Annotated in this window: 22 protein-coding genes; 5 read left to right on the forward strand and 17 right to left on the reverse strand. The window is 72.1% G+C overall.

The features are described 5' to 3' along the window. Position 1: 1 nt before the first annotated feature. The 12 genes from HFV08_RS17780 to HFV08_RS17835 all read right to left on the reverse strand — a co-directional run bounded on the left by HFV08_RS17780 (position 2) and on the right by HFV08_RS17835 (position 12496). Positions 2–514, reverse strand: a complete 513-nt coding sequence (locus tag HFV08_RS17780; RefSeq protein ID WP_168540648.1) for a hypothetical protein — start codon at positions 512–514, stop codon at positions 2–4. Then, on the reverse strand, positions 511–1809 hold the full coding sequence (locus HFV08_RS17785; protein ID WP_168540650.1) for an MlaD family protein: 1299 nt from the start codon (positions 1807–1809) through the stop codon (positions 511–513). Before HFV08_RS17785 ends, HFV08_RS17780 begins: the two co-directional genes overlap by 4 nt. Continuing rightward, complete coding sequence (locus tag HFV08_RS17790) at positions 1809–3044, reverse strand: MCE family protein (RefSeq protein ID WP_168540652.1); 1236 nt, start codon at positions 3042–3044, stop codon at positions 1809–1811. The genes HFV08_RS17785 and HFV08_RS17790 overlap by 1 nt, the downstream gene beginning before the upstream one ends. Further along, the gene (locus HFV08_RS17795) at positions 3041–4075 is read right to left on the reverse strand and encodes an MCE family protein (protein ID WP_168540654.1); all 1035 of its coding nucleotides are present in this window, start codon (positions 4073–4075) and stop codon (positions 3041–3043) included. Before HFV08_RS17795 ends, HFV08_RS17790 begins: the two co-directional genes overlap by 4 nt. Next, positions 4072–5154 (reverse strand): MCE family protein, encoded by a 1083-nt coding sequence (locus HFV08_RS17800; RefSeq protein ID WP_168540656.1) that lies wholly within the window; start codon positions 5152–5154, stop codon positions 4072–4074. The genes HFV08_RS17795 and HFV08_RS17800 overlap by 4 nt, the downstream gene beginning before the upstream one ends. After that, positions 5151–6182 (reverse strand): MCE family protein, encoded by a 1032-nt coding sequence (locus HFV08_RS17805; RefSeq protein ID WP_168540658.1) that lies wholly within the window; start codon positions 6180–6182, stop codon positions 5151–5153. The genes HFV08_RS17800 and HFV08_RS17805 overlap by 4 nt, the downstream gene beginning before the upstream one ends. Then, entirely contained in the window at positions 6179–7420 is a 1242-nt protein-coding gene (locus HFV08_RS17810) for an MCE family protein (protein ID WP_168540660.1), read from the reverse strand. The genes HFV08_RS17805 and HFV08_RS17810 overlap by 4 nt, the downstream gene beginning before the upstream one ends. Beyond that, positions 7417–8223, reverse strand: a complete 807-nt coding sequence (locus HFV08_RS17815) for an MlaE family ABC transporter permease (RefSeq protein ID WP_040253993.1) — start codon at positions 8221–8223, stop codon at positions 7417–7419. Before HFV08_RS17815 ends, HFV08_RS17810 begins: the two co-directional genes overlap by 4 nt. Positions 8224–8226: 3 nt before the next feature. Further along, positions 8227–9018, reverse strand: coding sequence for an MlaE family ABC transporter permease (locus HFV08_RS17820; RefSeq protein WP_040253991.1), 792 nt, complete (start codon positions 9016–9018; stop codon positions 8227–8229). Further along, on the reverse strand, positions 9015–10052 hold the full coding sequence (locus HFV08_RS17825) for an ABC transporter ATP-binding protein (RefSeq protein ID WP_168540662.1): 1038 nt from the start codon (positions 10050–10052) through the stop codon (positions 9015–9017). Before HFV08_RS17825 ends, HFV08_RS17820 begins: the two co-directional genes overlap by 4 nt. A gap of 284 nt (positions 10053–10336) precedes the next feature. Further along, positions 10337–11815: a DUF6801 domain-containing protein gene (locus HFV08_RS17830; RefSeq protein ID WP_312885685.1), complete on the reverse strand. Its 1479-nt coding sequence runs from the start codon at positions 11813–11815 to the stop codon at positions 10337–10339. 81 nt (positions 11816–11896) lie between these two features. Then, positions 11897–12496: a hypothetical protein gene (locus tag HFV08_RS17835; protein WP_168540666.1), complete on the reverse strand. Its 600-nt coding sequence runs from the start codon at positions 12494–12496 to the stop codon at positions 11897–11899. Positions 12497–12983: 487 nt separating this feature from the next. On the opposite strand from HFV08_RS17835, the gene HFV08_RS17840 reads away from it, so the two are divergent. Continuing rightward, complete coding sequence (locus tag HFV08_RS17840; protein WP_168540668.1) at positions 12984–14192, forward strand: PucR family transcriptional regulator; 1209 nt, start codon at positions 12984–12986, stop codon at positions 14190–14192. On the opposite strand, the gene HFV08_RS17845 is transcribed toward HFV08_RS17840, so the two are convergent. Beyond that, the gene (locus HFV08_RS17845; RefSeq protein WP_168540670.1) at positions 14180–16411 is read right to left on the reverse strand and encodes a bifunctional glycosyltransferase 87/phosphatase PAP2 family protein; all 2232 of its coding nucleotides are present in this window, start codon (positions 16409–16411) and stop codon (positions 14180–14182) included. The genes HFV08_RS17840 and HFV08_RS17845 overlap by 13 nt on opposite strands. A 321-nt stretch (positions 16412–16732) precedes the next feature. Between HFV08_RS17845 and HFV08_RS17850 the strand changes: the two genes are divergently transcribed. Then, positions 16733–17401, forward strand: a complete 669-nt coding sequence (locus HFV08_RS17850) for an O-methyltransferase (RefSeq protein ID WP_168540672.1) — start codon at positions 16733–16735, stop codon at positions 17399–17401. Between the two features lie 79 nt (positions 17402–17480). Here HFV08_RS17850 and HFV08_RS17855 read toward each other — a convergent pair whose 3' ends face one another. Further along, entirely contained in the window at positions 17481–17876 is a 396-nt protein-coding gene (locus HFV08_RS17855) for an FHA domain-containing protein (RefSeq protein ID WP_168540674.1), read from the reverse strand. 157 nt (positions 17877–18033) lie between these two features. Between HFV08_RS17855 and HFV08_RS17860 the strand changes: the two genes are divergently transcribed. Together HFV08_RS17860 and HFV08_RS17870 are read left to right on the forward strand one after the other, a co-directional pair. Then, positions 18034–18468, forward strand: coding sequence for a DnaJ family domain-containing protein (locus tag HFV08_RS17860; protein ID WP_168540676.1), 435 nt, complete (start codon positions 18034–18036; stop codon positions 18466–18468). A gap of 206 nt (positions 18469–18674) precedes the next feature. Beyond that, complete coding sequence (locus tag HFV08_RS17870) at positions 18675–19205, forward strand: GNAT family N-acetyltransferase (protein WP_168540678.1); 531 nt, start codon at positions 18675–18677, stop codon at positions 19203–19205. Positions 19206–19352: 147 nt separating this feature from the next. Here the strand turns inward: HFV08_RS17870 and HFV08_RS17875 are convergent, their stop codons facing one another. Then, complete coding sequence (locus HFV08_RS17875; RefSeq protein WP_168540680.1) at positions 19353–21476, reverse strand: MDR family MFS transporter; 2124 nt, start codon at positions 21474–21476, stop codon at positions 19353–19355. A 761-nt stretch (positions 21477–22237) separates the two neighbouring features. Here HFV08_RS17875 and HFV08_RS17880 point away from each other — a divergent pair. Then, the gene (locus HFV08_RS17880; RefSeq protein WP_168540682.1) at positions 22238–23254 is read left to right on the forward strand and encodes a peptidoglycan-binding domain-containing protein; all 1017 of its coding nucleotides are present in this window, start codon (positions 22238–22240) and stop codon (positions 23252–23254) included. Between the two features lie 332 nt (positions 23255–23586). Here HFV08_RS17880 and HFV08_RS17885 read toward each other — a convergent pair whose 3' ends face one another. After that, positions 23587–24243, reverse strand: a complete 657-nt coding sequence (locus HFV08_RS17885) for an HAD-IA family hydrolase (RefSeq protein WP_168540684.1) — start codon at positions 24241–24243, stop codon at positions 23587–23589. A gap of 235 nt (positions 24244–24478) precedes the next feature. After that, the gene (locus HFV08_RS17890) at positions 24479–25060 is read right to left on the reverse strand and encodes a TMEM165/GDT1 family protein (protein ID WP_168540686.1); all 582 of its coding nucleotides are present in this window, start codon (positions 25058–25060) and stop codon (positions 24479–24481) included. Positions 25061–25197 lie beyond the last annotated feature (137 nt).

The raw sequence follows: 25197 nt of genomic DNA on the forward strand, positions 1-25197 counted from the left end.
TTCAGTTCCTCCCGGCCGTGCCGACGGGTACCGCGCCCAGCGCCTTGAGCTTCCAGCCCTGGCCGGTACGGGTGAGGACGGCCTCCAGCCGTTTGCGGTCGCTGCCGGGCTGTTCTCCCTTGGCCCCGGTGACGTCCACACGCACCGTGGCGAGCAGCTTGGCGGTGCCCGCGCGGGTGTCGAGGGCGGTGAGGGCGGCCTCGGTGACCGTGGAGCGGGTTCGGGTGCCCAACTCGGGCCGAGAACGGGCGAGTTCGGTGCGCAGGGCTCCGGTGGAGGCCGACTGCCAGGCGCGCAGGCCCGCTTCGGCGGACCGCCGGGTGCGGGCGTCGAGGGAGGTGAGTGTGGTGATGCCGGTGCGGCCCCGGTCGAGGACGGTGTCGCGGGTCCGGGAGTAGTCGGCCGAGTCGTCGGTGCGGGCCTCGGCGTAGGACCAGGTGGCGTAGCCGCTGAAGAGCAGGGCGAGGGCGAGGGCGCTCGCGGCGAGGAGCGTGCGCGGGCGGTTCGGGCTCATCGCGTGTCCCCCTGGGAAGGCTTGTCGAGCAGGTCCATGCCGAGGAGTCCGGCGAGGTCGGTGGGGCTGTGCGGGTCGGCCGGGAGGCCGAGGGCGCCGGGCAGCCGGGCGCCGGCCCGGCCGGGGCCGGCGTCCGCCTGTGCCCCGGAGGGCAGCGAGCCGGGCTTGACCGGGTCCGGTACCGCGCCCCCGCCGGGCGCGTGCGCGGAGCCGCGGACATTGACCCCGCTCGACGCCGAAGTGGTGCAGGCGGCGCCGGAGTTGAGGGGTGGGGCGGTGCCGAGGTCGAGGCCGTTGCGGTAGCGCGTGGCGCCGTAGCCCTCGGTGCAGGGCAGGGGCTTGAAGAAGGTGACCGACATGCCGAAGTCGGCCTTCCCCCCGTCGATGGCGGTGGCCCCGGCGGCGACCACGGCGGGCACCTTGACCAGGAACTCTTCGGTGCCGCGCTGCCGGGTCACGGCGACCTCGGAGGTGGTGAGCAGATTGGCGAGGACCACGCCGAGGCTGGGGTCGAGGTCCCGGAGCACCCCGCTGACCTGGGTGGCGGCCTCGGGTGCCGCCTGGATCAGCTTGCGCAGGTCGGCGTCGGAGCCCTTGAGCGCGGCGTTCAGGTCGCGGGCGCCGGTGGCGAAGTCCCGTATGGCGCGGGCCTCTTCGGCCTGGGTGCGCAGCACGGTCCGGCCGTCCTGGAGGAGCCGGGTGGTGGCGGGCAGGTTCTGGTCGGCGGCCTCGACGAAGTCGGCGCTGTTGTCGAGGAGGACCTGGAGGTCGTCGCCGCGGCCCTCGAAGGCCTTGCCGAATTCGTCGACGACGGTCCGCAGGGATTCCAGCGGCACCGACCGGGTCAGCGCGTTCACGCTGCTCAGTACGTCGGTGACCGGGGCCGGGACCTTCGTCGACCGCTGGTCGATCTCGGCCCCGTCGGTGAGGTAGGGGCCGCCCTCGCGGTCCGGCTGGAGGTCGATGTACTGCTCGCCGACGGCGGAGAGGCCGGCCACCACGGCGCGGGTGCCGGAGGGGATCCTCGGGGCGGACTTCCTGATCCGCAGTTCGGCCTCGACGCCCTCGCCGGTGAGCGAGAGGGGTCCGACCCGGCCCACCGAGACGCCCCGATAGGTGACGTCGGAGTGGGTGAACAGGCCGCCGGTGCGCGGGAGTCGGACGGTGACCGTGTAGTAGTCGGCCACCCCGGCGAAGCGGCCGAGGTCGGCGTACTTGATGCCGACGAAGGCGAGCACCAGGCTCCCGGCGAGGAGGAAGGCGAGGTTCTTGAGGTGGGTGGAGAGGGTCAGCATCAGCGGGTACCTCCCGGGGAGGCGGCCGGGGTCCCGGAGGCGGCGGGCGCCGAGGCGGAGGGGGCGGTGACCGAGGGCAGCGGGAGCGGGGTGCCGGTGGCCTTCCCGGTCTTCCCGGTGGCCGGGGTCCGGGCTCCCGCCGAGGGGGTGGGCGAGGGGCCGAGGACCGGGGGGATGACGGTGGTGCCGGGGACGGCGGTCATGTCGAGGTAGATGTTGAGGTAGTCGCCCTTGACGCCGCGCAGCACCTCGTCGGTGAAGGGGTAGGTGAGCAGGACCTGGAGGGAGTCGGGGAGGTCCTTGCCGGAGTCGGCGAGTCTGCCGAGGACGGGGGCGAGGGCCTTCAGGTCGGCGACCAGGTCGTCCTTGGAGCGGTCGACGGTGTCGGTGGCGACCGTGGAAAGGGTGTCGAGGGAGCGCAGCATCGTCATCAGCGCGCCCCGCTGCTTCTCCAGGGTCTTCAGGCCGGGCGAGAGTTCGGTGAGGACCTTGCCGACGGCCTCCTTGCGGGTGGCGAGGCGGGCGGAGAGCTTGTTGACGCCGTCCAGGGCGCCGGTGATCGCCCCGCGGTTCTCGTCCAGTTCGGTGACCAGGGTGTCGACCCGCCGCAGCAGGGAGCGGATCTCGGGTTCCCGGCCGCCGAGGGCCTTGTCGAGTTCGGTGGTGATGGTCTTCAGCTGGTTGACGCCGCCGCCGTTGAGCAGCAGGGAGAGCGCGCCGAAGACCTCTTCGACCTCGGTGTTGCGGCCGGTGCGGGAGAGCGGGATGACGGCGCCGGGCTTGAGCGCGGCCGGGGCGGGCTGCCCGGCGGTTCCGCTCTTCTTCCCACCGGGGGCGAGGAGTTGGACGTACTTCTCGCCGAGGAGGCTGGACTGCTCGACGCGGGCGCCGGAGTTCGCGGGCAGCCGTACCTTGCCGTTGATCCGCATCCGTACCCGGGCCGTCCAGGCGTTCTCGGCGAGGTCGATGCGGGTGACGCGGCCGACGGCGACGTCGTTGACCTTCACCGCGGACTGCGGGACCAGGCTGAGGACGTCGGCGATCTCGGCGGTGATCTCGTAGGGGTGGTCGCCGAGGTCGGCGCCGCCGGGCAGCGGCAGGTCCTCGATGCCGTCGAAGCCGAGGCCGCCGGTGGCGGAGCAGCCGCCGGCCGCGAGGGTGAAGCCGAGGGCGAGCGCGAGCAGGGCGGCGGCGGGGGCGCTCACCAGGCGCAGCCGCTTCAGGCCGGGCTTCATCGCCCTCCTCCCTTCGGCTGTGCGGCGCCCACGGCCGGGAAGGGCAGCAGGGGGCCGCCCATGCTGAGTTCGTTGAGGTCGGCGCGGCCGTCGAGGGTGCGGTGCTCGGGGTTGTAGGCGTTCAGGAGGTTCCCGGCGGCGAGCGGGGCGGTGTCCAGGGCCTCGGCGAGCGAGCGGCGCTGGTCGACGAGGGCCTGGGTGACCGGGACGAGGCGGTCGACGTTCTTCTTCAGTTCGCCGCGGTGGTCGTCGATGAAGGTCTTCACCTTGCCGAGGGCCTTGCCGAGTTCGCGCAGCGCCCCGGAGAGGTCGTTCCTGTTGTCGCCGAGGAAGCGGGTGACGTCGCCGAGCGACTCCTGGGCCCGGCGCACTCCGCCGTCCTTCTTCTTCAGCAGGGTGGTCAGGCGCTGGAGTTGGGTGAGGGTGGCGAAGAGGTCCTTGCTGCTGCCGTCGAGGGTCTTGGCGGCCTTGCCGAACTGCTCCAGGGAGTCGCCGATGGCCTCGCCGTTGCCGTCGAGGTTGGCGGCCCCGGTGTCCAGGAGCGCGGAGAGCGCGCCGTCCTTGTTGGCGCCCTCGGGGCCGAGGACCTCGCTGAGTTCGGTGACCGATTCGTAGAGCTGGTCGATCTCGACCGGGGTGGCGTTGCGGGCGGCGGCGAGGGTGGCGCCGTCCTTCAGCTGGGGGCCCTTGGTCCAGGCGGGGGTGAGCTGGACGTAGCGGTCGGCGACCACGCTGGGCGCGACGATCACCGCGCGCGCCCCGGCGGGCACCTTCACCCCCGCGTCCACGGCGAGTTCGACGCGCACCTGTCTGCCCTCGGGATGGACCCCGGTGACCGAGCCGACGCGTACTCCGAGGATGCGCAGGTCGGAGCCCTCGTAGAGGCCGACGGAGCGGGTGAAGTAGGCGGTGAGGTGGCGCTCGCCGCCGCGGTCGAGGACGCCGAGTCCGGCCAGCGAGCCCGCGGCGAGCAGGGCGAGGACGAGGGTGCCGATGACGATCCGGCGGCGGGTGAGGCGTTCCGCGGTCACCGGTCTCCCCTTTCCGTGGCGGTCTGCTGCTTCGGCGGCATGCAGCCCTCGGCGGGCCCGGAGCCCTCGGGCAGGTAGTTCCTCGGGACGACTCCGCACAGGTAGCTGTCGAACCAGCGGCCGTTGCCGAGGGTGTTGCCGACCAGCCGGTAGTAGGGGCCGACGGCGGCGAGGGTGCGGTCCAGGCCCTCGCGGTTGTCGACCAGGACCTGGGTGACCCGGCCGAGTGCCTTCAGGGTGGGGCCGAGTTCCCTGCTGTTGTCGTCGACGAGTCCGCCGAGTTCGGTGCCGAGGGCGCGGGTGCCGCGCAGCAGGCCCTTGATGGCGGCGCGCCGGGCCTTGAGTTCGCCGAGCAGGTCGCCGCCGTCGTCGATGAGCGTCTCGAAGCTGCTCTTCTTCCGATCGAGGGTCTTGGTGAGGCGGTTGCTGCCGCGCAGCAGCTTCGCGAGCGCGGCATCGCGGGAGGAGAGGGTGCGGGAGAGCGCGGAGAGTCCGCTGACGGCGCGGCGCACCTCGGGCGGCGAGTCCGCGAAGGTCCGCGAGATGGTCTCGAAGCTCTTCGCGAGCTGCCGGGTGTCGATCTCGTCGAGGGTGCCGCTGAGGTCCCCGAAGGCCTCGGTGACGTCGTACGGGGAGGTGGTGCGGCTCAGCGGGATGCGGCGGCCGGGGTCCTGGGGGCCGGTGCCGAGCGGGTCGAGGGCGAGGTATTTGTCGCCGAGCAGGGTCTTGATCGCGATGGCGGCGGTGGAGGCATTGCCGACCCAGGCGTCCTTCACCTCGAAGCGCACCCGGACCGTGGCGCCGTCCAGGCCGACCGAGGTGACCCGGCCCGCCTTCACCCCGGCGATGCGGACCTCGTCTCCCTCGGCGAGCCCGGCGGCCTCGCGGAAGGAGGCGGTGTACTCGGTGCCGCCGCCGATCAGGGGCAGCCGGTCGACGTTGACGGCGGCGGCGCCGATCAGGGCGAGCAGCAGCAGTCCGACGAGGGCGACACCGACCGGGTCGCGGTGCCGCAGCGGGGTGAACAGGGGGCCGCGCGGGCGGCGGTCCGGATCGCGGTGCCGGGAGGGCCATTTCATGCCCCGCACCTCTCTTCGGTGACGGGGATGCCGGTGGGCGGCTTCGAACCGTCGGAGGTCTCGACGCCGCTCACGCGCGCCTCGCAGAGGTAGAGGTTCAGCCAGGAGCCGTACGAGGCGAGCCTGCTGAGGGTGGTCAGCTTCTCGGGGCTGCGCTGGAGGAAGTCGGTGAGCTGGGTGCTGCCCTCGCCGAGGTTGCGGGAGAGCCGTCCGAGGGCGGTGATGTCCTTCTTCAGCGGGGCGCGGCCCTCGCCGAGGAGTCCCGCGGTGGTGGTGGTCAGCTCGTCCATGGCGCCGACGGCCTCGCCGAGCGGCTTGCGGTCCCCGGCGAATCCGCTGACCAGTTCCTTCAGCGTGTCCACCAGGTCCTCGAAGCCGGATTCCCGGGAGTTGACGGTGTCCAGGACGGTGTCGAGGTTGCGCACCACCTCGCCGATCACCTTGTCCTTGGCGGCGACCGTGGTGGTCAGCGAGCCGACGTGGGTGAGCAGGCTCTCGACGGTGCCGCCCTCGCCCTGGAGCACCTGGACGAGGGAGCCGGCGAGTTCGTTGACGTCCTTCGGGGAGAGGCCTTCGAAGAGCGGTTTGAAGCCGTTGAAGAGGAGGGTGAGGTCGAGGGCGGGATGGGTGCGGCCGAGCGGGATGGTCCGCCCGGCGGGCAGGGTGCGGCCGACGGGTCCGCTGCCGCGCTCCAGGGAGACGTAGCGCTGGCCGACCATGTTGAGGTACTTCACCGAGGCGGTGACGGAGGCGGGCAGGCGGTGGTCCTCGCGGACGCTGAAGGTGACCTGGGCGAGGCGCCGGTCGACGATCTCGATGTCCTCGACCTGGCCGACCTTCACGCCCGCGATGCGCACGCTGTCGCCCTCGATCAGCCCGGTGGTGTCGGTGAAGCGCGCCTTGTACGTGAGTGAGTCGCCGACCGGGCCGCCGGCGATGCTCAGCGCGAGGACGGCGGTGGTCAGCGAGGTGACGAGGACGAAGACGAGGGATTTGACCAGCGGCCCGGCCAGTGAGGCGCGTCTCACTTCACCGTCACCTCCGTGCCCCGGTAGAGGGGTCCGGCGAGCAGGCTGCTCCAGTCGGGCAGGGGCTGCTCGCCCTTCTTCGCGGTGGGCGCGAGCAATTCGGTGACCAGGGCGTTCTCCTGCGGGGAGTTGGCGGGCCCGAGGTCCTGCCCGGCGGCTTCGGCGAGGGCGGGGGCGCGCACCGGGCTGCCGAGGTAGGGCACCGGGTAGCAGTGCGGGCCGCCGCCGGAGCCGTAGACGGGGGTGTCCCGGCCGGGCCGGTAGGCGCCGCGGGAGGGCACGGTGGTGAGGGAGACGTGCAGGCCCGGCCGGTCGGTGCCCTTGCCGAGGGCCTTGTCCATGGCGGGCACGAACTGGGCGAGGGTGCGCAGGGTGCAGGGGAAGGAGGGGGCGTACTCGGCGAGGAGTTCGAGGGTGGGGCGGCCGGTGGCGGCGAGCCGGATGAGGGTGTCCTTGTTCTGCCGCAGGAAGGCGGTGAGGTCCTCGGACATCCGGGTGGTGCCGTCGTAGGTCGCGGCGAGCGCGGCTTCCTGCTCGGCGAGGGTGGAGCTGGTGGTGGTGAGGTCGTCCAGGGCGCGCACGATGTCCGGCGCGGTCTCCGCGTAGACCGCGGAGACCTTCACCAGCTGCCGCAAGTCCTCGTTGAGGGCGGGGAGTTGGGGGTTGAACTTCTTCAGGTGGGCGTCGAGCCTGCTGAGGGTGGTGCCGAGCTTCTCGCCGCGTCCCGAGAGCGCGCGGGAGACCGCGGTGAGGGTCGCGGAGAGCTTGTGCGGCTGGACCGCGGTCAGGGTCGGCAGCAGGTTGTCGAGGACCTCCTGGAGTTCGACGGCGCTGCGGGAGCGGTCCTGCCCGATGACGGCACCGGCGGCGAGGGTGCGGCCCGCGGGCCGGGGCGGGGGCACCAGGGCCACGAAGCGTTCGCCGAAGAGGGTGGTGGGCAGCATCTGCGCGGAGACCTCGGCGGGGACCCGGTCCAGGGTGCCGGGCCGCATGGCGAGGGTGAGCCGGGCGCCGGTGGCGGTGGCGTCGATGCGGCGGACCTCGCCGACGACGACTCCGCGCAGCTTGACCTCGGCGCCGCGGTGCAGCTCGTTGCCGACGCTGCCGGTGAGCAGGGTGACCTCGTCGCTGTCCTCGAAGTCCTTCTGGTAGACGGAGACCGCGAGCCAGATCAGCAGCACCGGCACCAGCAGGAAGGCCACTCCGGCGCTCCGCCGCCGGGCGGCCCCGGCGTTCATCCGGCCACCTTCACGGTGGTGGTCGCGCCCCAGAGGGCGAGCGAGAGGAAGAAGTCGGTGACCGAGATCAGCACGATGGCGTTGCGCACCGAGCGCCCGACGGCGACCCCGACCCCGGCGGGTCCGCCGCCCGCGGTGAAGCCGTAGTAGCAGTGCGCGAGGATCACCAGGACGCTGAAGACGAAGACCTTCAGGAAGGAGAGCAGTACGTCCGAGGGCGAGAGGAAGAGCTGGAAGTAGTGGTCGTAGGTGCCGCGGGACTGCCCGTTGAAGAAGACCGTCACCCAGCGCGAGGCCAGATAGGAGCTGAGCAGGCCCATCGCGTAGAGGGGGATGATCGCGACGGTCCCGGCGATGATCCGGGTGGTCACCAGGTACGGCATGCTGCGGATCCCCATGCCTTCGAGGGCGTCGACCTCCTCGTTGATCCGCATCGCCCCGAGCTGCGCGGTGAATCCGGCGCCGACGGTCGCGGAGAGCGCGAGGCCCGCGACCAGGGGGGCGATCTCGCGGGTGTTGAAGTAGGCGGAGACGAAGCCGGTGAAGGCGGCGGTGCCGATCTGGTTGAGCGCGGCGTAGCCCTGGAGTCCGACGACGGTGCCGGTGAACAGCGTCATCGCGATCATCACGCCGATGGTGCCGCCGATGACGCCGAGCCCGCCGGAGCCGAAGGCGACCTCGGCGAGCAGCCGCTGGACCTCCTTGAGGTAGCGGCGCAGGGTGCGCGGCACCCACAGCAGGGCGCGGGCGTAGAAGAGGAACTGTTCGCCGGAGCGGTCCAGCCAGGCGAGCGGGGAGGCCATCGCTCAGCCTCCCTTCGGCGGGACGATCTGGAGGTAGAGGCCGGTCATCACGGTGTTGACGAAGAAGAGCAGCAGGAAGGTGATGACCACGGACTGGTTGACCGCGTCCCCGACGCCCTTGGGCCCGCCGCGCGGGTTGAGCCCCCGGTAGGCGGCGACCACGCCCGCGATGAAGCCGAAGATCAGCGCCTTGAGTTCGCTGATCCACAGGTCGGGCAGCTGGGCGAGGGCGGAGAAGCTGGAGAGGTACGCGCCCGGGGTGCCGTCCTGCATGATCACGTTGAAGAAGTAGCCGCCGAGGGTGCCGACCACCGAGACCAGTCCGTTGAGCAGCACCGCCACCAGCATGGTCGCGAGCACCCGGGGCACCACGAGCCGCTGCACCGGTGAGATGCCCATGACCTCCAGGGCGTCCAGCTCCTCGCGGATCTTGCGGGAGCCGAGGTCGGCGCAGATCGCGGAGCCGCCGGCCCCGGAGATCAGCAGGGCCACGATGAGCGGGCTCGCCTGCTGGATGACGGCGAGGACACTGGCGCCGCCGGTGAAGGACTGGGCGCCCAACTGCTGGGTGAGGGAGCCGACTTGGAGGGCGATCACGGCGCCGAAGGGGATCGAGACCAGGGCCGCGGGCAGGATGGTCACGCTCGCCACGAACCAGAACTGCTCGATGAACTCCCGGAACTGGAAGGGCCGTCGGAAGGCCGCCCGGCACACCTCGGCCGCCAGGGTGAAGAGCCGGCCGGTCTGCCTCAGGGGGCCGAGCAGCGGGGAGGGGGTGCGCGGCGGGGCGCTCATGTGCCGCTCCGCCGGGTGGGCAGCGGGGGCGGTGGGGTGAGGGTGGCCTGCTCGGCGTCGGACCGGCCGGGCGCGGTGGCCCCGTAGGCCTTGCGGATCTCGGCGCGGGCGGCGGGCGGGAGCTGGTCGAGGAGGGTGAGGACCCGGCGGCGGCGGCGCTCGGCGGCCCGCCGGGGGCCGAGTCCCGGGGAGGGCTCCAGCTGCGGGGCGAGCGGCGGGAGGGGGGCCGAGGCGAAGCCGTCGGCGGCCTCCCGGGCGAGGGTGGCCGAGTCCTTCTCCTCGGTCATCCCGATGGGGCCCTCGCGGCGGCCGTTGAGGAACTGCGCCACCACCGGTTCCTCGCTGGTGAGCAGGACCTCCCGGGGGCCGAAGGTGACCAGGCGGCGCAGGTAGAGCATGCCCATGTTGTCCGGCACCGTGGAGGCGATGTCGAGGTTGTGGGTGACGATCAGCATGGTGGCGTCGAACTCGGCGTTGAGGTCGATGAGCAGCTGCGAGAGCAGCGCGGTGCGCACCGGGTCGAGGCCGGAGTCGGGTTCGTCGATGAGGATGATCTGCGGGTCCAGGACCAGGGCGCGGGCGAGCCCGGCGCGCTTGCGCATCCCGCCGGAGATCTCGCCCGGCAGCTTGCCCTCGGCGCCCAGGAGCCCGACGACCTCCATCCGCTCCATGACGATGCGGCGGATCTCGGACTCCTTCTTGCGGGTGTGCTCGCGCAGCGGGAAGGCGACGTTGTCGAAGAGGGTCATGGAGCCGAAGAGGGCGCCGTCCTGGAACATCAGGCCGAAGAGCTTCCGGGTCTCGTAGATGTCGCGTTCCGCTCCGCCCGCCATGTCGACGCCGTCGATGAGCACCCGTCCCCGGTCCGGTTTGAGCAGCCCGATGAGGGATTTCAGAAAGACGGTCTTTCCGGTGCCGGAGGGTCCGAGCATGACGCTGACTTCTCCGGCCGGGAGGGTGAGTGACACGTCCTGCCAGATTTCCTGTTTTCCGAAGGACTTGGTGAGGCCTTCGACGACCACTTCGATTCCCATCACACCTCCCGGTCCTGTGTACTGCGCGACAGAAGCTGAGCGAAGAACTGCAAAACGAGGAACTGGAACACGAACGCGAGCGAGGTGAAAGCGCGCCGGAGCCGAGACGCGAAGGCGGCGCGGCGAAGCGGTGCGGGGCGGCAGTTCGCGGGAACCGTATGACCGGCTTACTGCCGAGTACAAGCGGTCGAACGGCAACTTTCCCCTCGTTTAGGCAAGTTGGTGCGGTTCTTGTCATCGGCTGACAAAGCACCCCGGGCGCTGCTGTCGGCCGCTGAGCAGAGTCAGCGCTCGGGGTCCGTGGCGGGCAGCGGCGGTACGGCCGGCGGGCACCAGGCCGTCGTGGTGGGGGTGCAGGTCTTCTCCTGGGCGAACTCGACATGGTTGCCGGGGCCGGAGATCGCCGCGGTGAACAGCGGGTCCAGGTCCTCGCCGCCGGTGCCGCAGCCGCTGAACTCCGGGATGGCGATGTCCCCGCGCAGCCGCCCGCCGGTGAGGACGTTCGCGTACTCCGGGGCCTTGCCGCGCAGCACCACCTTGAACGGCTCCTTCGTACGGCAGTCGGGGCCGACGTCCAGCGGGGTGCCGTTGACCTTCACGTCGTGCAGCCGCAGCGACTGCCGGAAGGCGATGACGGCGAAGTCCGTGCGGGTGCCGCCCGCCGGGCGGTAGCTGCCGGTGGAGATGCTGAGCGGGCCGTTCTCGAAGGAGACCTTCGCGGTGACCGGCTGGAAACCGAAGGTCAGGAAGGTGGATTCGGCGTCCGGCAGGTCCAGGGAGGCCAGCGAGTCGATCCGGGAGTAGTTGTCCGGCCGGGTCACCGACTGGGTCTGCAGCGAGACGATCACATTGGTGACCGCGGGCTGCCGCTCCGGGTCGTTGATGACCATCGCCCCGTTCAGCTTCCTCACGCTGGCGTAGCCGAGGGCGTACGCGCAGCCGTGGGCCGGGGCCCGGCCGGGGACCGGCGGCGGCGCGTAGTCCGGCGGGGGCAGCGCCTCGCTGAAGTCGATCTCGCCGGTGGGCAGTTCGGGCGGGCAGGACTCGGCCCCGGCGGCGGGCCGCACGGGGTCCACGTCGATGCCGTCGCCGTCTTCCGGTCGGCCGGTGGGCCCCGTCCCGGGCGCCTCGGAGCCGGTGGCCGGATCGGTGGGCCCGCCGGGTCCGGTGACCCGTACGGTCGCGAGGCGGGTGTCCTCGCCGGGGGCCGCCGCGCAGTCCAGGGTGCGGGTGGGCGGCGCCTCGGCGCGGTCCGGTCCGGTGGCGGTCAGGGCGAGGGTGAGCCGCCCGGCGGTGAAGCGCGCCTCGCCCGCGGAGCCCACCGTCACCGAGGGCACCGGGCCGGTGTGCGCGAGGACGAGGGGCTGCCCGGGGCGCACCTCGGCACCGGCCCCGAGGTCCTGCCAGCGCGCGGTCGCCGTCTCGGAGCCGTGCGCCACCTCGACGCTCAACGCGGCGGTGCCGGTGAGGTGTCCGGGGTTCTCGGGGAAGAGCGCGGTGACCTCCTCCGGGTCCAGGGTGATCCCGACCGAGACCGCCTGGGGCCGGATCGGGCTGCCCGCCTCCGCGGCCGCCGGGAACCGCGCCTCGATCACCGCCTCGGCGCGCAGCTCACCCCCGGCGAACCGGCAGTCGTAGTCCGCCGTACCCGCCGCGTCGACCTCGTCCTCCGAGGCCGCGCCGGGGCCCGCGAGCAGTCCCGTCAGCAGCACGACCGCCGCCGCCGAGGCCAGCCGCGCCGCCCGCCGCCGCTCCACCGTCACACGCCTCAACTCGCCCTGCCCTCCTGCCGGGAGCGGGGCCCGCGCCCGGGCGGGCCCCGCGTGGTCGCTGCCGTGCCGCGGTCAGTCCAGGGTGATGGTCTGGCCCGGGGTGACCGCGTAGGCGGCCTCGAAGGAGGCCACGTCGCCGTCGTTGATCAGGCCGAGGCAGTTGGCGTTGGAGGCGGTGAGGTCGCCGCCGCCGTCCACCACGAGTTCGCTGGTGGCGTTGTCGAAGTAGCCGGTGACGTCGCCGCTGAAGTCGGCCGAGCAGCCGGTGCCCTCGATGTGGGCGGTGATGCCGGTGATGGTGCCGTCGACGCGGTCCGGGTCGCCGGAGTTCACGCCGGAGACGTTGATCGCCCAGGGCGTGCCCGAGGCGGTGACCTCGAAACTGATCCCGGCCAGGCCGCAGTTGTCGAAGGTCAGCGAGTCGATCTGACCGATGCCGGCGCCGTTCAGGCCCGAGCCGCTCTTGACCGAGCCGGTCGCGTCGGAGCCGTCACAGGTGAGGGTGGCCGCGGGCACCGTCAGCGTCGGAACGTCGGCGTGGGCCGTGATGGCGCCGCCCGGCGCGACCGTCCAGGTGGCCTGGGCCCCGGCCGAGGCGGAGGTGGCGGTGAGTCCGAGGGCGAAACCGCCGGCGGCGGCCACGACGGCGAATTTGCGCGCAAGCTTGTGCATGAATTCGAGTCCTTCCGGATTTCCTGCCGCACCGGGAATCCGGGGCCGAATACAGCCCCGGATTCGGGCACGGCGCACTTCGCGGAATCGGCCGACCAGTCCCATTGATCAACCGAGCGAGCACCTTGCGCCGTTGACGCTACGAGCGAGTAACCGAGGGCGGCAAGTGATGCGCGAAAGAATCAAGAAGGGCGATTGCCCGGGGTCGCCTTCTTGTCTTTCCCTGAGGGCCCGGCGCATTCTTCTTGTCGCCCGGTGAGCAACTGCCGCCCCCGCCGCGGCGGTCGCGGACCCTACCGCCGCGGCCTCGCACAGTCCATGCTCGATACAACTCTCAGCGTCACGACTCTGTCCTTGTCCGTAACCGTCGTCTATGTTCAACAGCCGCACGCCCTACGGATCGCGCCCCACCCCCACCGCCCGTACGCGGGCACGCAGGTCCCCCCACATCGTCTGGATCCGGACGACGGAGCAACCAGGGAGAGACATGCCCAGATCCATCGAACCGGCCGTCGGCGGCGAGGCCCTGCGCCCGCTCCCCACCGAGTTCGCCGTGGTCCTGCAGCCCGAACTCCCCTCGCTGATCAAGGAGATCAGGCTGGAGGTCACCCGCGCCTATCCCGAGTACGCGGCCCTGCTCGACGGGCCCTACGGCGAGTCCATCCGCTTCGGTGTGGAGCAGAGCCTGTCCGTCTTCGTCGAACGGGTGGCCTCGCCGAGCGCGACCTCCTCGCTGCGCGACGAACTCTGCCGCGGCTTCGGCCGGTTCGAGGCCTACGAGGGCCGCAACCTGGAGTCGCTCCAGGGCGCCTACCGGCTCGGCGCGCGGCTCGCGCTGCGCCGCGCCCAGAAGCTCGGCCGCCGCTACAGCCTCTCCCCCGCGCTGATCCTCTCCTTCGCGGACGCGATCCTCAGCTACGTCGACGAGCTCGAAGCCCTCTCCCGCGACGGCTACATGGAGGCGCAGGCCCGCAACGGCACCCGCGACGAGACCCGCCGCCGCCGGCTGCTGCACCTGATCCTCGCCGGGCGGCCGGTGCCGCAGGGCGCGCTGACCGAATTAGCCGAGCAGACCGGCTGGCGGCTGCCGGAGCAGGTCACCCTGGTCGCGCTGCGCGGTCCGCTGACCCTCGCCCAGGGCGATCTCGACATCGATGTCCTCTTCGACCTGAGCTATCCGCAGCCCCACCTGCTGATTCCGGGCCCGGTCGACGAGGACCGGCGAAGATCCCTGGGGTCCGCTCTCGGCGCCACCCGCGCCGCCGTCGGCCTGACCGTCGACCTCGCGGACGCCGCCGACTCGCTGCGCTGGGCCCGCCGCACCCTCGAACTCGTCGAGTCCAAGATGATCGCGGACTCCCCCCTGGTCTTCGCCCGGGACGAACTCACCACCCTGTGGCTGCTCTCCGACCCGGCCCTCGTCGCCCATCTCGCCGCCCTCGAACTCGCCCCGCTGGACGGGCTGCCCGCCTCCCGCCGCGACCGCCTGGTGGAGACCCTGCGGGTGTGGCTGACCACCCGGGGCACCGCCGACCAGGTCAGCTCCCTGCTCGGGGTGCATCCGCAGACCGTCCGCTACCGGCTGCGCAACATCGACTCGCACTTCGGGGACCGGCTCGCCGACCCCGGGCACCGCTTCGCCACCGAGGCCGTGCTGCGGGCACTGGAACTGCAGGGCAACCGCTACGCGGACTGAGAGGCGTGCGCGGGCGGGGCCTCGGGGTGGTCGCCGCCCTCGGCGGAACCGGACTCGCCGGGCCCGGACCCGTCCGTGCCGGACTTGCCGCCTGACCCGGAGCCGGGCTCCGCGCCGCCGAGCCCCTGCGCGTGTTCGTGCTCGCGGGCCGAGGCGCGTGCCGTGGCCCGGGCGTCCTCGGCCGCCGCGAAGGCGGGGATCGTCCGCGGGCGCGGGCCGGACAGCAGGTGGACCAGGCCGAAGCCGGTGCCGATGACGACCGCGCCGCCGACCGCGTCCAGGATCCAGTGGTTTCCGGTCGCCACGATCGCGGAGATGGTGAACAGCGGGTGCAGGGTGCCGAGCGCCTTCATCCACCACTTCGGCGCGAGCGCGACGATGACGATGCCGCACCACAGCGACCAGCCGAAGTGCAGGGAGGGCATGGCGGCGTACTGGTTGGTGAGCGCGGTGAGCGCGCCGTAGTCGGGCTGGCTGAAGTCCTGGACGCCGTGCACCGTGTCGATGAAGCCGAGGTCGGGCATCAGCCGCGGCGGGGCGAGCGGGTAGAGCCAGAAGCCGACCAGCGCCAGCAGGGTGCCGAAGCCGAGCGCGGAGCGGGCCCAGCGGTAGTCCACCGGGCGCCGCGCGTAGAGCACCCCGAGGATGCCCAGCGGCACGAAGAAGTGGAAGGTCGTGTAGTAGAAGTCGAAGAAGTCCTGCAGCCAGGAGACCTTCACCACCGCGTGGTTGACCCAGTGCTCGACGTCGATGTGCAGGAACTGCTCCAGCGAGTAGACCTGGTCACCGTGTTTCTCGGCGGTGTCCCGGCCGCCCGCCGCCACGGTCCGGATCTCGGAGTACGCGGTGTAGCCGACCCTGATCAGGGCGAGTTCGAGCAGCAGATTGGGGCGGGTCAGCACCTTGCGCCACACCGGCAGCAGCGGCACCCGGCGGAACCGGGTGGGCCCCGGCGGCACCGAGTCGGTGGGGATGGGCCGCGCGTAGAAGACGGAGTCCCGCGAGAAGAAGGGCAGCACACAGGCGGCGGCGACCACCGCGAGCAGGACGAGGTTCTCCCGGATCGGGGTGAGGATCACATCGTCGGGGACCAGGACCGAGGCGGGCAGGGTCATCACCAGGACGACGGCGACCGGCCACATCGGCCGCGCCGAGTCCCGCCGCCCCATCCGGCCCGAGACCGCGAGCAGCAGCCACAGGAGCTGGTGCTGCCAGGCGGTCGGCGAGACGGCGACCGCCACACAGCCGGTGAGCGCGACGGCGAGCAGCAGCTGCCCGTCGCGGGCGTAGCGCACCGCCCGGCGCAGACCGGTGACCGCGACGGCAGCGGCGAGCAGCAGGAAGAGCGCGATCTCCACCGGGCCGTCGAGACCGAGCCTCAGCAGGGCGCCGTGCAGCGACTGGTTGGCGAGCGCGGCCGGATCACCGCCGAGCCCCGCGCCCGCGAGGTGGTGGAACCAGTACGTCGAGGAGTCGCTCGGCAGCGCCGCCCAGGCGAGCAGGGTGCAGGCGAGGAAGGTGGCCGCCGTGGTCAGGGCGGCCCGGCGGCGCTCGGTGCACCACAGCAGCACCGCGAAGAGCAGCAGGGTCGGCTGGAGGGCGACGGCGACACCGACCAGGACACCGCTCGCCCGCTGCCCGCGCACCGCGAAGCAGCCGAGCAGGACGAGCAGCACCGGGATCACGCTCGTCTGCCCGAGGTAGAGGGTGTTGCGGACCGGCAGCGACACCATCAGCAGGCAGATCGCGAACGGCGGGGCGAGCAGCGCCGTCCGCCGGGACACCGGCCCCGGCAGGGCGCGGGCGGCGAGCAGCGCCACCACGACGACCAGGAGCAGGGTCCCGAAGGTCCAGCCCCAGCCGAGCGCGTCCTCGGCCGCCCGGGTCAGCGGTCGGAGCACCATCCCGGCGAAGGGGGTGCCGGTGAACTGGTCGGAAGCGTAGAGGGAGCCGCTGACATGCAGGACGCCCTCGGAGCCGACCCAGGTCTCCAGGTCGATGAGCCGCTCGTCGGGCGGCAGCCTGAGGACCGCGGCCACCTGCCGCACCGCGAGGACGGCCGCCATCAGCCACAGACCGATCCTGACGAGCGCGAAGCGCGTCCTCGCGGTGTCCGCGCCCGCTGCCCCGAAGGCGCCGCTCACCTCTGACTGCCGCACATCTGCCACGCCCAAGTCGCTCCGCCCCGCTCCTCGCTGGTGCCACGCCCGCAGTGACATGGTCCCATCCGGCACCTCACGGTCCCCGTCCAGGGAGACGCGGGCAACCGGGGCTTCACCTGACAGCCGCCGCTGATCCGGCCCGAAGACCCCGAACCCGGCGCCCCTGAAGGCCCCGAGGACGATGATGCGCGGCGGATGATTCTCACTCAAGTCGAACAGAGTCCTGCCCTGGACACCCCAATCGGGATGCTTCCTCGAAAACCGCCGGTCACGCCCCTGTGGACAGACTTTTCCACAGCCTCACACAGCACCCAACGTAACGAGCTATGTTCGTCACAGTTCCTTAGCACGGCTAACGAGAAAGACCGGTGACCCCGCATGAGCGACCAGTTGTGGACCGCAGTCGACGCCTACCTCACCTCGGAACTCGCCCCCGCCGACGAGGCGCTGGCCGCCGCCGAGCAGGACAGCGCCCGGGCGGGACTGCCCCCGATCGCGGTGGCCGCCAACCAGGGCAAGTTCCTGCACCTGCTCGCCCGGATCCAGGGGGCCCGCCGCGTCCTGGAGATCGGCACCCTCGGCGGGTACAGCGCGATCTGGCTGGCCCGCGCCCTCCCCGAGGACGGCAGGCTGATCAGCCTGGAGTTCTCCCCCGAGCACGCCGAGGTGGCCACCAGGAACCTGGCCAGGGCCGGCCTCGACAAGATCACGCAGGTGCGGGTCGGCGCCGCCCTCGACCTGCTGCCCGTGCTCGCCGCGGAGCAGCCCGAGCCCTTCGACCTCGTCTTCATCGACGCCGACAAGGTCAACAACGCCCCCTACGTGGAGTGGGCCCTGAAGCTCACCAGGCCCGGCAGCCTCATCGTCGTGGACAACGTCGTCCGCGGCGGCCAGGTCGCCGACCCCGACAGCGAGGACCCGTCCGTCCTCGGCACCCGCGCCGTGGTGCGGCTCGTCGCGGAGCACCCCCGCCTGGAGGCGACGGCCCTGCAGACGGTGGGCACCAAGGGGTACGACGGCTTCCTGCTCGCCCGCGTGCGGGACTGAGAGCGGCGGGAGGGGCAAAGGCAGCGAGGAGGTGGTGAGGGGGTGAGGCGACCCGGGTGGTTGCGGCTACGGGGTTTGGTCAGGCCTCGTGGTAGAAGCCCAGGTTGACGGTGCGGGCGCTGCTCAGGTCCTGGACGACCAGTTCACCGGAGCCGCCGCGGGGCAGGGCGGCGCTGCCGCCGTAGTCGAGCTCCCGCTCGGTTCCGCCGGTGATCAGGCGTACCCGGGAGGAGGGTTCGGGGTGCGAGCCGCGCAGCCAGCCGACCGTCCACCCGCCGTCCGCGTCGCAGCCGAACTCCAGGTGGACCCGGGAGACGAACAGCCAGTCCTCGGGCGTCACCAGCCTGCACTGAGCCCGGTCCCGGCCGAGGCGCAGGACGGCACCGGGGTGGCTCGGCGCCTCCACCAGCTGCATACCGGCGGTGGCTCCGGAATCGGCGTCCCCCGACACCGTGGCCATCGTGAGTTCGAGCATGGTCAAGGCCTTTCGCGTCACCGGCCGACGGGCCCGTCCCCCGCCGCCCGTGGGCAGTCGGCACCGTCGCCGCCGCATAGTAGGACGCGCGAGGGCCGCCCGGCGATGCGCGTGACGGAGCACACATGTTCCCGGGGCTTCCTGGGAGACTGGAGGTATGACGGAACGCAAGCCACCCGGCGTGAGTTTCGAGAGCTGGGTCGACAGACAGATCCGCGAGGCCGAGGAACGCGGCGAGTTCGCCCGACTCGCCGGTGCGGGAAAGCCACTGCCCTCGGGCACCGACACGACGTACGACGAGCTGTGGTGGATCAAGGGAAAGATGGCCCGCGAGGGCCTCGCCCCACTCCCCCCGACGCTCGCCCTGCGCAAGGAGGCGGAGGACGCCCTGGACGCGGCGTACGCGGCGCCCTCCGAGCGGGCGGCCCGCCGGATCGTCGAGGCGGTCAACGTCAAGATCCTGCGCTGCCTGCGGATGCCGCCGCCCGGCCCGCCGCTGGGGATCAAGCCGTTCGACCTCGACGAGGTGGTGGCGGAATGGAAGGTGCGGCGGGGTGGAGGGGCGCGGGCTGGGGAGGGCGGGGTGGCGTAGGAGGGGGTAACGAGGGCGAGGGTGAGGGCGGCAAGAGGGGTGGGGGCGTTGGGGAGGAGGGGAGGGAGGGGGCGGGGGGGGAGGCCCCCCAGGTGGGAACACCGTCAAAGCGGCGACCCGAGCCAGGGCCCGGCGAGAGGAACACCACCGAAGCCCCGGTCGAATTTCGTTTGCCCGCCAGCCCCCCGGCGCTCCCACAATGCGGGATGACTTCCTGGACCGTCGCCCCCGAGCCCTTCGACTCCCCGGTGGCAGCCGCGCTCTGGCGCGCGTACTACACCGAGGTCAGCGACCGCTGGTACCTGCTGCACGAGGGCGCGCCCACCCCGCCCGAGGAGCTGGCGAAGGGCATCGCCTCGACCACCGGCAGCGAACTCGCCCCGCCGCACGGCCAGTTGCTGGTGTCCCGTTACGGGGGCGAGCCGGCCGGATGCGCCGGGGTACGACTGGTGGACGCGCGGACGGCCGAGCTGACGCGCGTCTTCGTGGGCCGGGCCTGGCGCGGCAGAGGCGGCGGGAGCGCCCTCCTCGACGCGATCGAGGAGGCGGCCAGGGGCCTGGGCGCCGACCGCATGATCCTCGACACCCGCGACGACCTGGTCGAGGCACGCGCCCTCTACCGCCGCCGCGGCTACCGGGAGACCGACGCCCACAACAACGAGCCCTACGCCGACCACTGGTTCCGCAAGGACCTGAGGCAGCGGGCGGAGACCGGAACACCTGCGGGGAAGCGCTGACGTATCCGCGCCGGGCGACGGATCTCCGATTCCCCCTCACGCTGCCCGGTGGACCGCCGAGGGACCCGCAGTTCAATGCCCCCGAGGACGGCCTGCTCAGACGGCCTGCTCAGACGACCTGCTCAGACCGCCTGCTCAGCCGAGAGGTCACCGCGTACCGCGCCGCGTGGCACCCGGAGCAGCAGAGTGCGAGACGCTCTGCTGCGCGACACCCCGCGGCGGCGCGCCCTGCTGCGGGCGTTCGCCGTCGCAGCCGCACAACTCCCCGTTGAGTTCGCCGACCAGGGCGGTGAGGTCCCTCGGCCTGCTGTCGTTCCACCAGTCGCCGAGCAGTTCCGCGAGGGAGTCCTCACGTGCCCGCGCCAGCCGCCGGGCGGCCTCGCGGCCCTGGGGTGTGAGGACGAGCGGCAGTCCCGCCCGTACCGCGAGGCGCCGCTCCTCCACCTGCCGGGCGCCCTCGGTGATCAGGCGCTGCGGCACCCCGGTCCGGGCGGCGAGCAGACCCGGTTCCGCGGAGCCGTAGCGCTGCAGGCGCAGCAGAAGCCAACTGGCCGCGGGCACAAGGTCGTAGCCCGCGCGTTCGGTGATCTTGACGTAGATCTCGTGGCGTCCTTCCCGGCTGCCGAGTACGGACAGGGCGCGGGCCACCTCGTCGCGGGAGGAGCGTTCGACCGGGTTGCAGACGAGTGTCTCGGTGGCCTCCGGGGCGGTCACCGACTTGCGCAGTGACTCCGGCCGGAAGAAGAGGGCGAGGAGGAAGGCGAGCAGTGCCACGGGCGCGCCGTAGAGGAAGACGTCGGTGATCGACGAGGAGTAGGCCTGGAGCACCGGTTCGCGGAGTTGCTCCGGCAGCCCCCGTACGGCGCGTGGATCGTCCTGGAAGGACTCGGGGCTTGTGCCGCCGGGCAGTTGGCGGCCGCGCAGTGCGGAGTCGAGCCGGCCGGTGAGCAGGTTCGCGAAGACGGCGCCGAAGATGGCCACGCCGAAGGAGGCGCCGATGGACCGGAAGAAGGTCACGCCGGAGGTGGCGACGCCCAGGTCCTCGTATGTCACGGCGTTCTGCGCGATCAGGATGATCACCTGCATGACGAGGCCGAGACCGAAGCCGAAGACGAACAGCGAGGCGCTCACGGCGAAGTCTCCGCTGGACAGTTCGAGGCGGTGCAGCAGGAGCAGCCCGGTGGCGGTGACCGCGCCGCCCGCGAGGGGGAAGAACCGCCAGCTCCCGGTCCTGCTCACGATCTGCCCGGAGCCGACGCTCGCGAGGAGGGTGCCGACGACCATGGGCAGCAGGTGCACGCCCGCCATGGTCGGGGAGACGCCGCGGACGACCTGGAGGTAGGTCGGCAGATAGGTCATCGCGCCGAACATCGCGAAGCCGACCACGAATCCGATCACCGCGCACAGCCGGAAGTTGCGGATGCCGAAGAGCTTGAGCGGCAGGACGGGTTCCTCGGCGCGGCGTTCGACGGCGACGAGTACCGCGATGAGGACGACGGCGAGCGCCGCGAGGGCGGTGATCTGCGGCGAGAGCCAGTTCCAGGTGGTGCCGCCGAGGGAGGCGACCAGGATGAGGCAGGACGCGGCGCCCGCGACGACGAGGGTGCCGAGGTAGTCGATGGTGTGCCGGGTGCGGCGGACCGGGACGCGCAGGACGGTGGCGATGACCACGAGGGCCACCGCGCCGAGCGGCAGATTGACGTAGAAGACCCAGCGCCAGCTGAGGTGTTCCGTCAGTACGCCGCCCACCAGCGGTCCGAGCACGCTCATCGTGCCGAAGACGGCGCCGAACAGGCCCTGGTAGCGGCCCCGTTCACGCGGCGAGACGAGGTCGCCGACCAGGGCCATCGACAGCACGATCAGCCCGCCGCCGCCCGCCCCCTGGAGGGCGCGGAAGCCGATCAGCTGGCCGAGGTCCTGGGCCACGCCGCAGAGCACGGAGCCGGTCAGGAAGACCACGATGGCGAGCTGGAAGAGTCTCTTGCGCCCGTACTGGTCGCCGAGTTTGCCCCACAGCGGGGTGACCGCCGTCGAGGCCAGGAGGTAGGAGGTCACCACCCAGGACAGGTGGTCGATGCCCCCGAGGTCGCCGACGATGGTCGGCAGCGCGGTCGCCACGATGGTCTGGTCGAGCGCGGCGAGCAGCGTACCGAGCAGCAGCGCCCCGATCGAGATCAGGACACCTCCGCGGGCGGGCGCGGCATCGGGGCCGGGGCCGGAACCTCCACCCGGCGGCGACGCGGCGGGCCCGGCCTGTGCTTCCTCAGCCATGCTGTGCTTCCTCAGCCTGGGGACTCCCGAGCCGGGAAGCTCCGCGCCCTGCTGAGCACGGACGGCGTCGCTTCCCTCGTCCCCATCCTCAGGGGTGCGGTACGGGTCGGCCTCCTGACCGGATCGAGCCGCCGTCACGGGGAGCGGCTGCGCCGAGCACATAGCGCGACGGCATAATCTCCGGTGCCGCCGCGGCACCCACGCACACGCGTGCACCTGCCGCGGCCGACCGGGAGGGGTCCCTTGTGAGCGGACAGAACTGTCCTGACTGCGGCTCGGCGCACTCCTCCGAGACCGGCCAAGCCTGCGGCTGCCGCCCGCAGAGCACGAAGGAGGGGGCAGCGGAGCGCACTCTGGAGATGCGGGCTGTGGGGGCGGGGGCAGAGGGCGCCGGGTCGCGGGCGGAGGTACGGGGTGCGCGGTCCGGGACGGAGGTGCGGGGCTCGCATTCGGGGGCGGAGGTACGGGGCTCGCATTCGGGAGCGGAGGTACGGGGCTCGCATTCCGGGATGGAGATACGAGGCGCGGAGCCCATAGCGGAGATACGCGCTACCCGGTCTACGGAGCGAATACGGACCGATGAGCCCGCGGCGGAGATGCGCGCGGCCGAGCCCTCGGCACAGACGCATGGCGCCCAGTCCACGGTGAAGGCCCCGGTGAAGGTCCCGGACGCTGAGCCTACGGAGCAGATGCGGACCGCTGAGCCTCCGGTGCAGGTGCGGACCCCTGAGCCTCCGATGCAGGTGCAGGCCGCTGAGTCCATGGCCGAGCCCCAGGCCGTTGAGTCGACAGTGCAGATGCGGGCCGTCGAGGGCGCGGGCCAGCCTCAGGCCGCCCAGCCCTCGGCGCAGCCCCAGGCACAGACTCAGGCTCCCCAGTCCTCGGTGCAGACCCAGGCCACCCAGCTCTCGGCACAGCTCCAAGCCACCCAGTCCCCGGCGCAGACCCGGGCCGCCGAGCACTCCGCGGAGACGCGCACCGCTGGGCCCACGGGACCGGCGGAACCCACGGGTCCCACGGCGGAGGCACGCGCCGCCGAGCGCAAAGAGGCGCGTGCGGCCGAGGCCGCCACGGCCTCGGACTACACCCCGCTGCGAGTACGGCCCTACGTCTCACTCTCCGAGTCGGACGAGCCCCCGCACACGGGCGTGGTGTCCCAGCCGCTGCCGCCGTTGGCGACGCCGGGCGGGGCGGCGGCACGGCAGACGGCCGGGCAGGCGGGTGTTCTCGCCGCGGGCGGCAGGCGCCGATGGTCCGGCCGCCGCCTCGGTCTCGTCGCCGCGCTCGGCACGACCGCCGGTGCCGTCGTACTCGGGCTCCTCGTCACCGACGCCCTGTCCGGCGGCTCCGAGGACGACGAGGCGATACCCGAGGCCCGGTCGAGTCGAGCGCAGACCTACGTTCCCGATCCCACCCCCAGTTCCTCGGCACCGGCGAGCCCGAGCGCGACCCCGTCGAAGAAGCCCAGCCCCACGCGCACCACGGCCCCGCCTCCCCCGCCGCCGCGCCCGAAGCCGACCACGTCCCGCAGCGCGATGCGCCCCAAGCCGGTCGCCGTCCCCGTCCTGCGCGCGGGCAGCCGGGGCCCCGAGGTGGCGGAACTCCAGCGGAGGCTCCGCCAGGCATACCTGTACGCGGGACCGTACGACGGCGTATACGACACCCGGGTCGAGAACGCGGTCCGCGGCTACCAGTTCACCCGCGGCATCAGCTCCGACCCTTCGGGCGTGTACGGAACGGCCACGCGCAAGAGCCTGGAGGGGAACACGAAGGGGTGAGCCGGCGAGATCGGCGAGATCGGCGAGATCGGCGAGATCGGCGAGATCAAGGTAGTCGGCTGAGCGGGCAGGAGGCTGAGCGGGCAGGAGGCTGAGCGGCGCGGCGGGTGAGCCAGCCGCTCCACGGGGGATCAGCGGCGCGGTCAGGGTTCGACGCCTGACCGGCAGCCACCCCACCTGACAGGTAACAGGTGACGGATGACAGATGACGGATTTCACTATCTGTCATCCGTCACCTGTTACCTGTCACCACAACCGACAGCGCCACTACCGCCACTGCCAACACCCCCGCCCCACCTACAGCCCCCACCACTCCCCCACCCCACTCCACCTCACCCCACAAAAACCTCCACCCCATCCCCCACCCCAACCACCCGCACCCCCGTGAGATCCGGAACCACCACATCCGGCTCATGCGCGGCCGCACGCGAACCGATGCCCACGACCCTCATCCCCGCCGCCCGGCCCGCCGCGATCCCCGCGCCCGAGTCCTCGAAGACGACGCAGTCGGCGGGCTCGACGCCCAGTTCGGCGGCCCCCTTGAGGAAGCCCTCGGGATGCGGCTTGCTGGCGCCGACCGACTCCGCCGTGATCCGCACCCCGGGCATGGGCAGCCGGGCCGCGTTCATGCGAACGGTGGCGAGGGGGAGGTTCGCGGACGTGACCAGCGCGTGCGGGAGGCCGACGAGCGAGGCGAGGAAGTCGGCGGCGCCGGGGATGGGCACCACGCCCTCGACGTCCTCGGTCTCGGCGGCGAGCAACTCGGCGTTGTCGGCGATGTTCTCCTCGACGGAACGGTCGGGGAGCAGCAGCGCCATCGAGGCCTGCCCCTGCCGCCCGTGGACGATCCGCATCGCCTCGTCGCCGTCGATCCCGTGCTCGGCCGCCCAGCGCCGCCAGAGGCGCTCGACCACCGCATCCGAGTTGACGAGGGTGCCGTCCATGTCGATCAGGAGGGCGCGGGCGGACAGGACCGTGGTGGCCGGCATCGACTGACTCCAGTGCATCGGATCGCCTGCGGTCCCGAGCGCCGACGGGCGGGTCACCCCGCAGACCGCCGCACACCCGAAACCTTTGTTCACCAACGATACAAAGCGTCCACCGCAGACCCAACACAGACTCGACCCAGGAACAGATCCGGCCCGAGACGGGACAAGAACAGATCCGCCCTCAGATCTCGAGGAAACCGCCCGAGAACAACCGGGCCCGGCCCGGGCCCCTCACTCACCCAGTCGCAGCCTCATAGAGACTCCAGACCCCCAACCCGAGCATCAAGAGCGCGGCGACCTTGGTGATCAGCTTCAGCGGAACCCGCTTCATGAGGGCCTTCCCGCCCAGGATGCCCAGCGCCGCCACGGCCCAGAGGGCGAGCACCGCGCCGATGCCCACGGACAGGGGGTCGTCGTACCGTGCGGCGAGGTTCGCGGTCATGATCTGCGTCAGGTCACCGAACTCGGCCACCAGGATGAGCATGAAGCCGGCGCCGGAGACCTTCCAGAAGCTCTGGTCGGCGGGTTCGCGTACATCCTCTTCCTCCTCGGAGCCCTGCCGCAGCAGCATCGCCGCGCCACCGAGGAAGAGCAGACCGGTCACGAGGTGGACCAGTCGCTGCGGAAAGAGTGTCAGCACGCTGCCCGCCGCGACGGCGAGGACGACGTGCAGGGTGAAGGCGGCGGCGACACCGGCGAAGACGTACGAGGCCCGGTAGCGGGTCCCGAGCACCAGCCCCGCCAGCGCCGTCTTGTCCGGCAGTTCGGCGAGGAAGACAACGCCGAAGACGAGCGCCGTCACGCTGAAGCTGATCACAGTTCCTCATATCGGTCGGGCGCCACCCCACCGAGAGCTGCTGCATGTCGCGAACCTCGGCAGGGCAGCGCACATGAATGTCCCGTACCCGAGGGCACGGCATGGCACTGCTGCCGAAGGTCTCGCTGGCGGACACG

The organism is Streptomyces physcomitrii (genome assembly GCF_012273655.1).
Classification (GTDB): domain Bacteria; phylum Actinomycetota; class Actinomycetes; order Streptomycetales; family Streptomycetaceae; genus Streptomyces; species Streptomyces physcomitrii.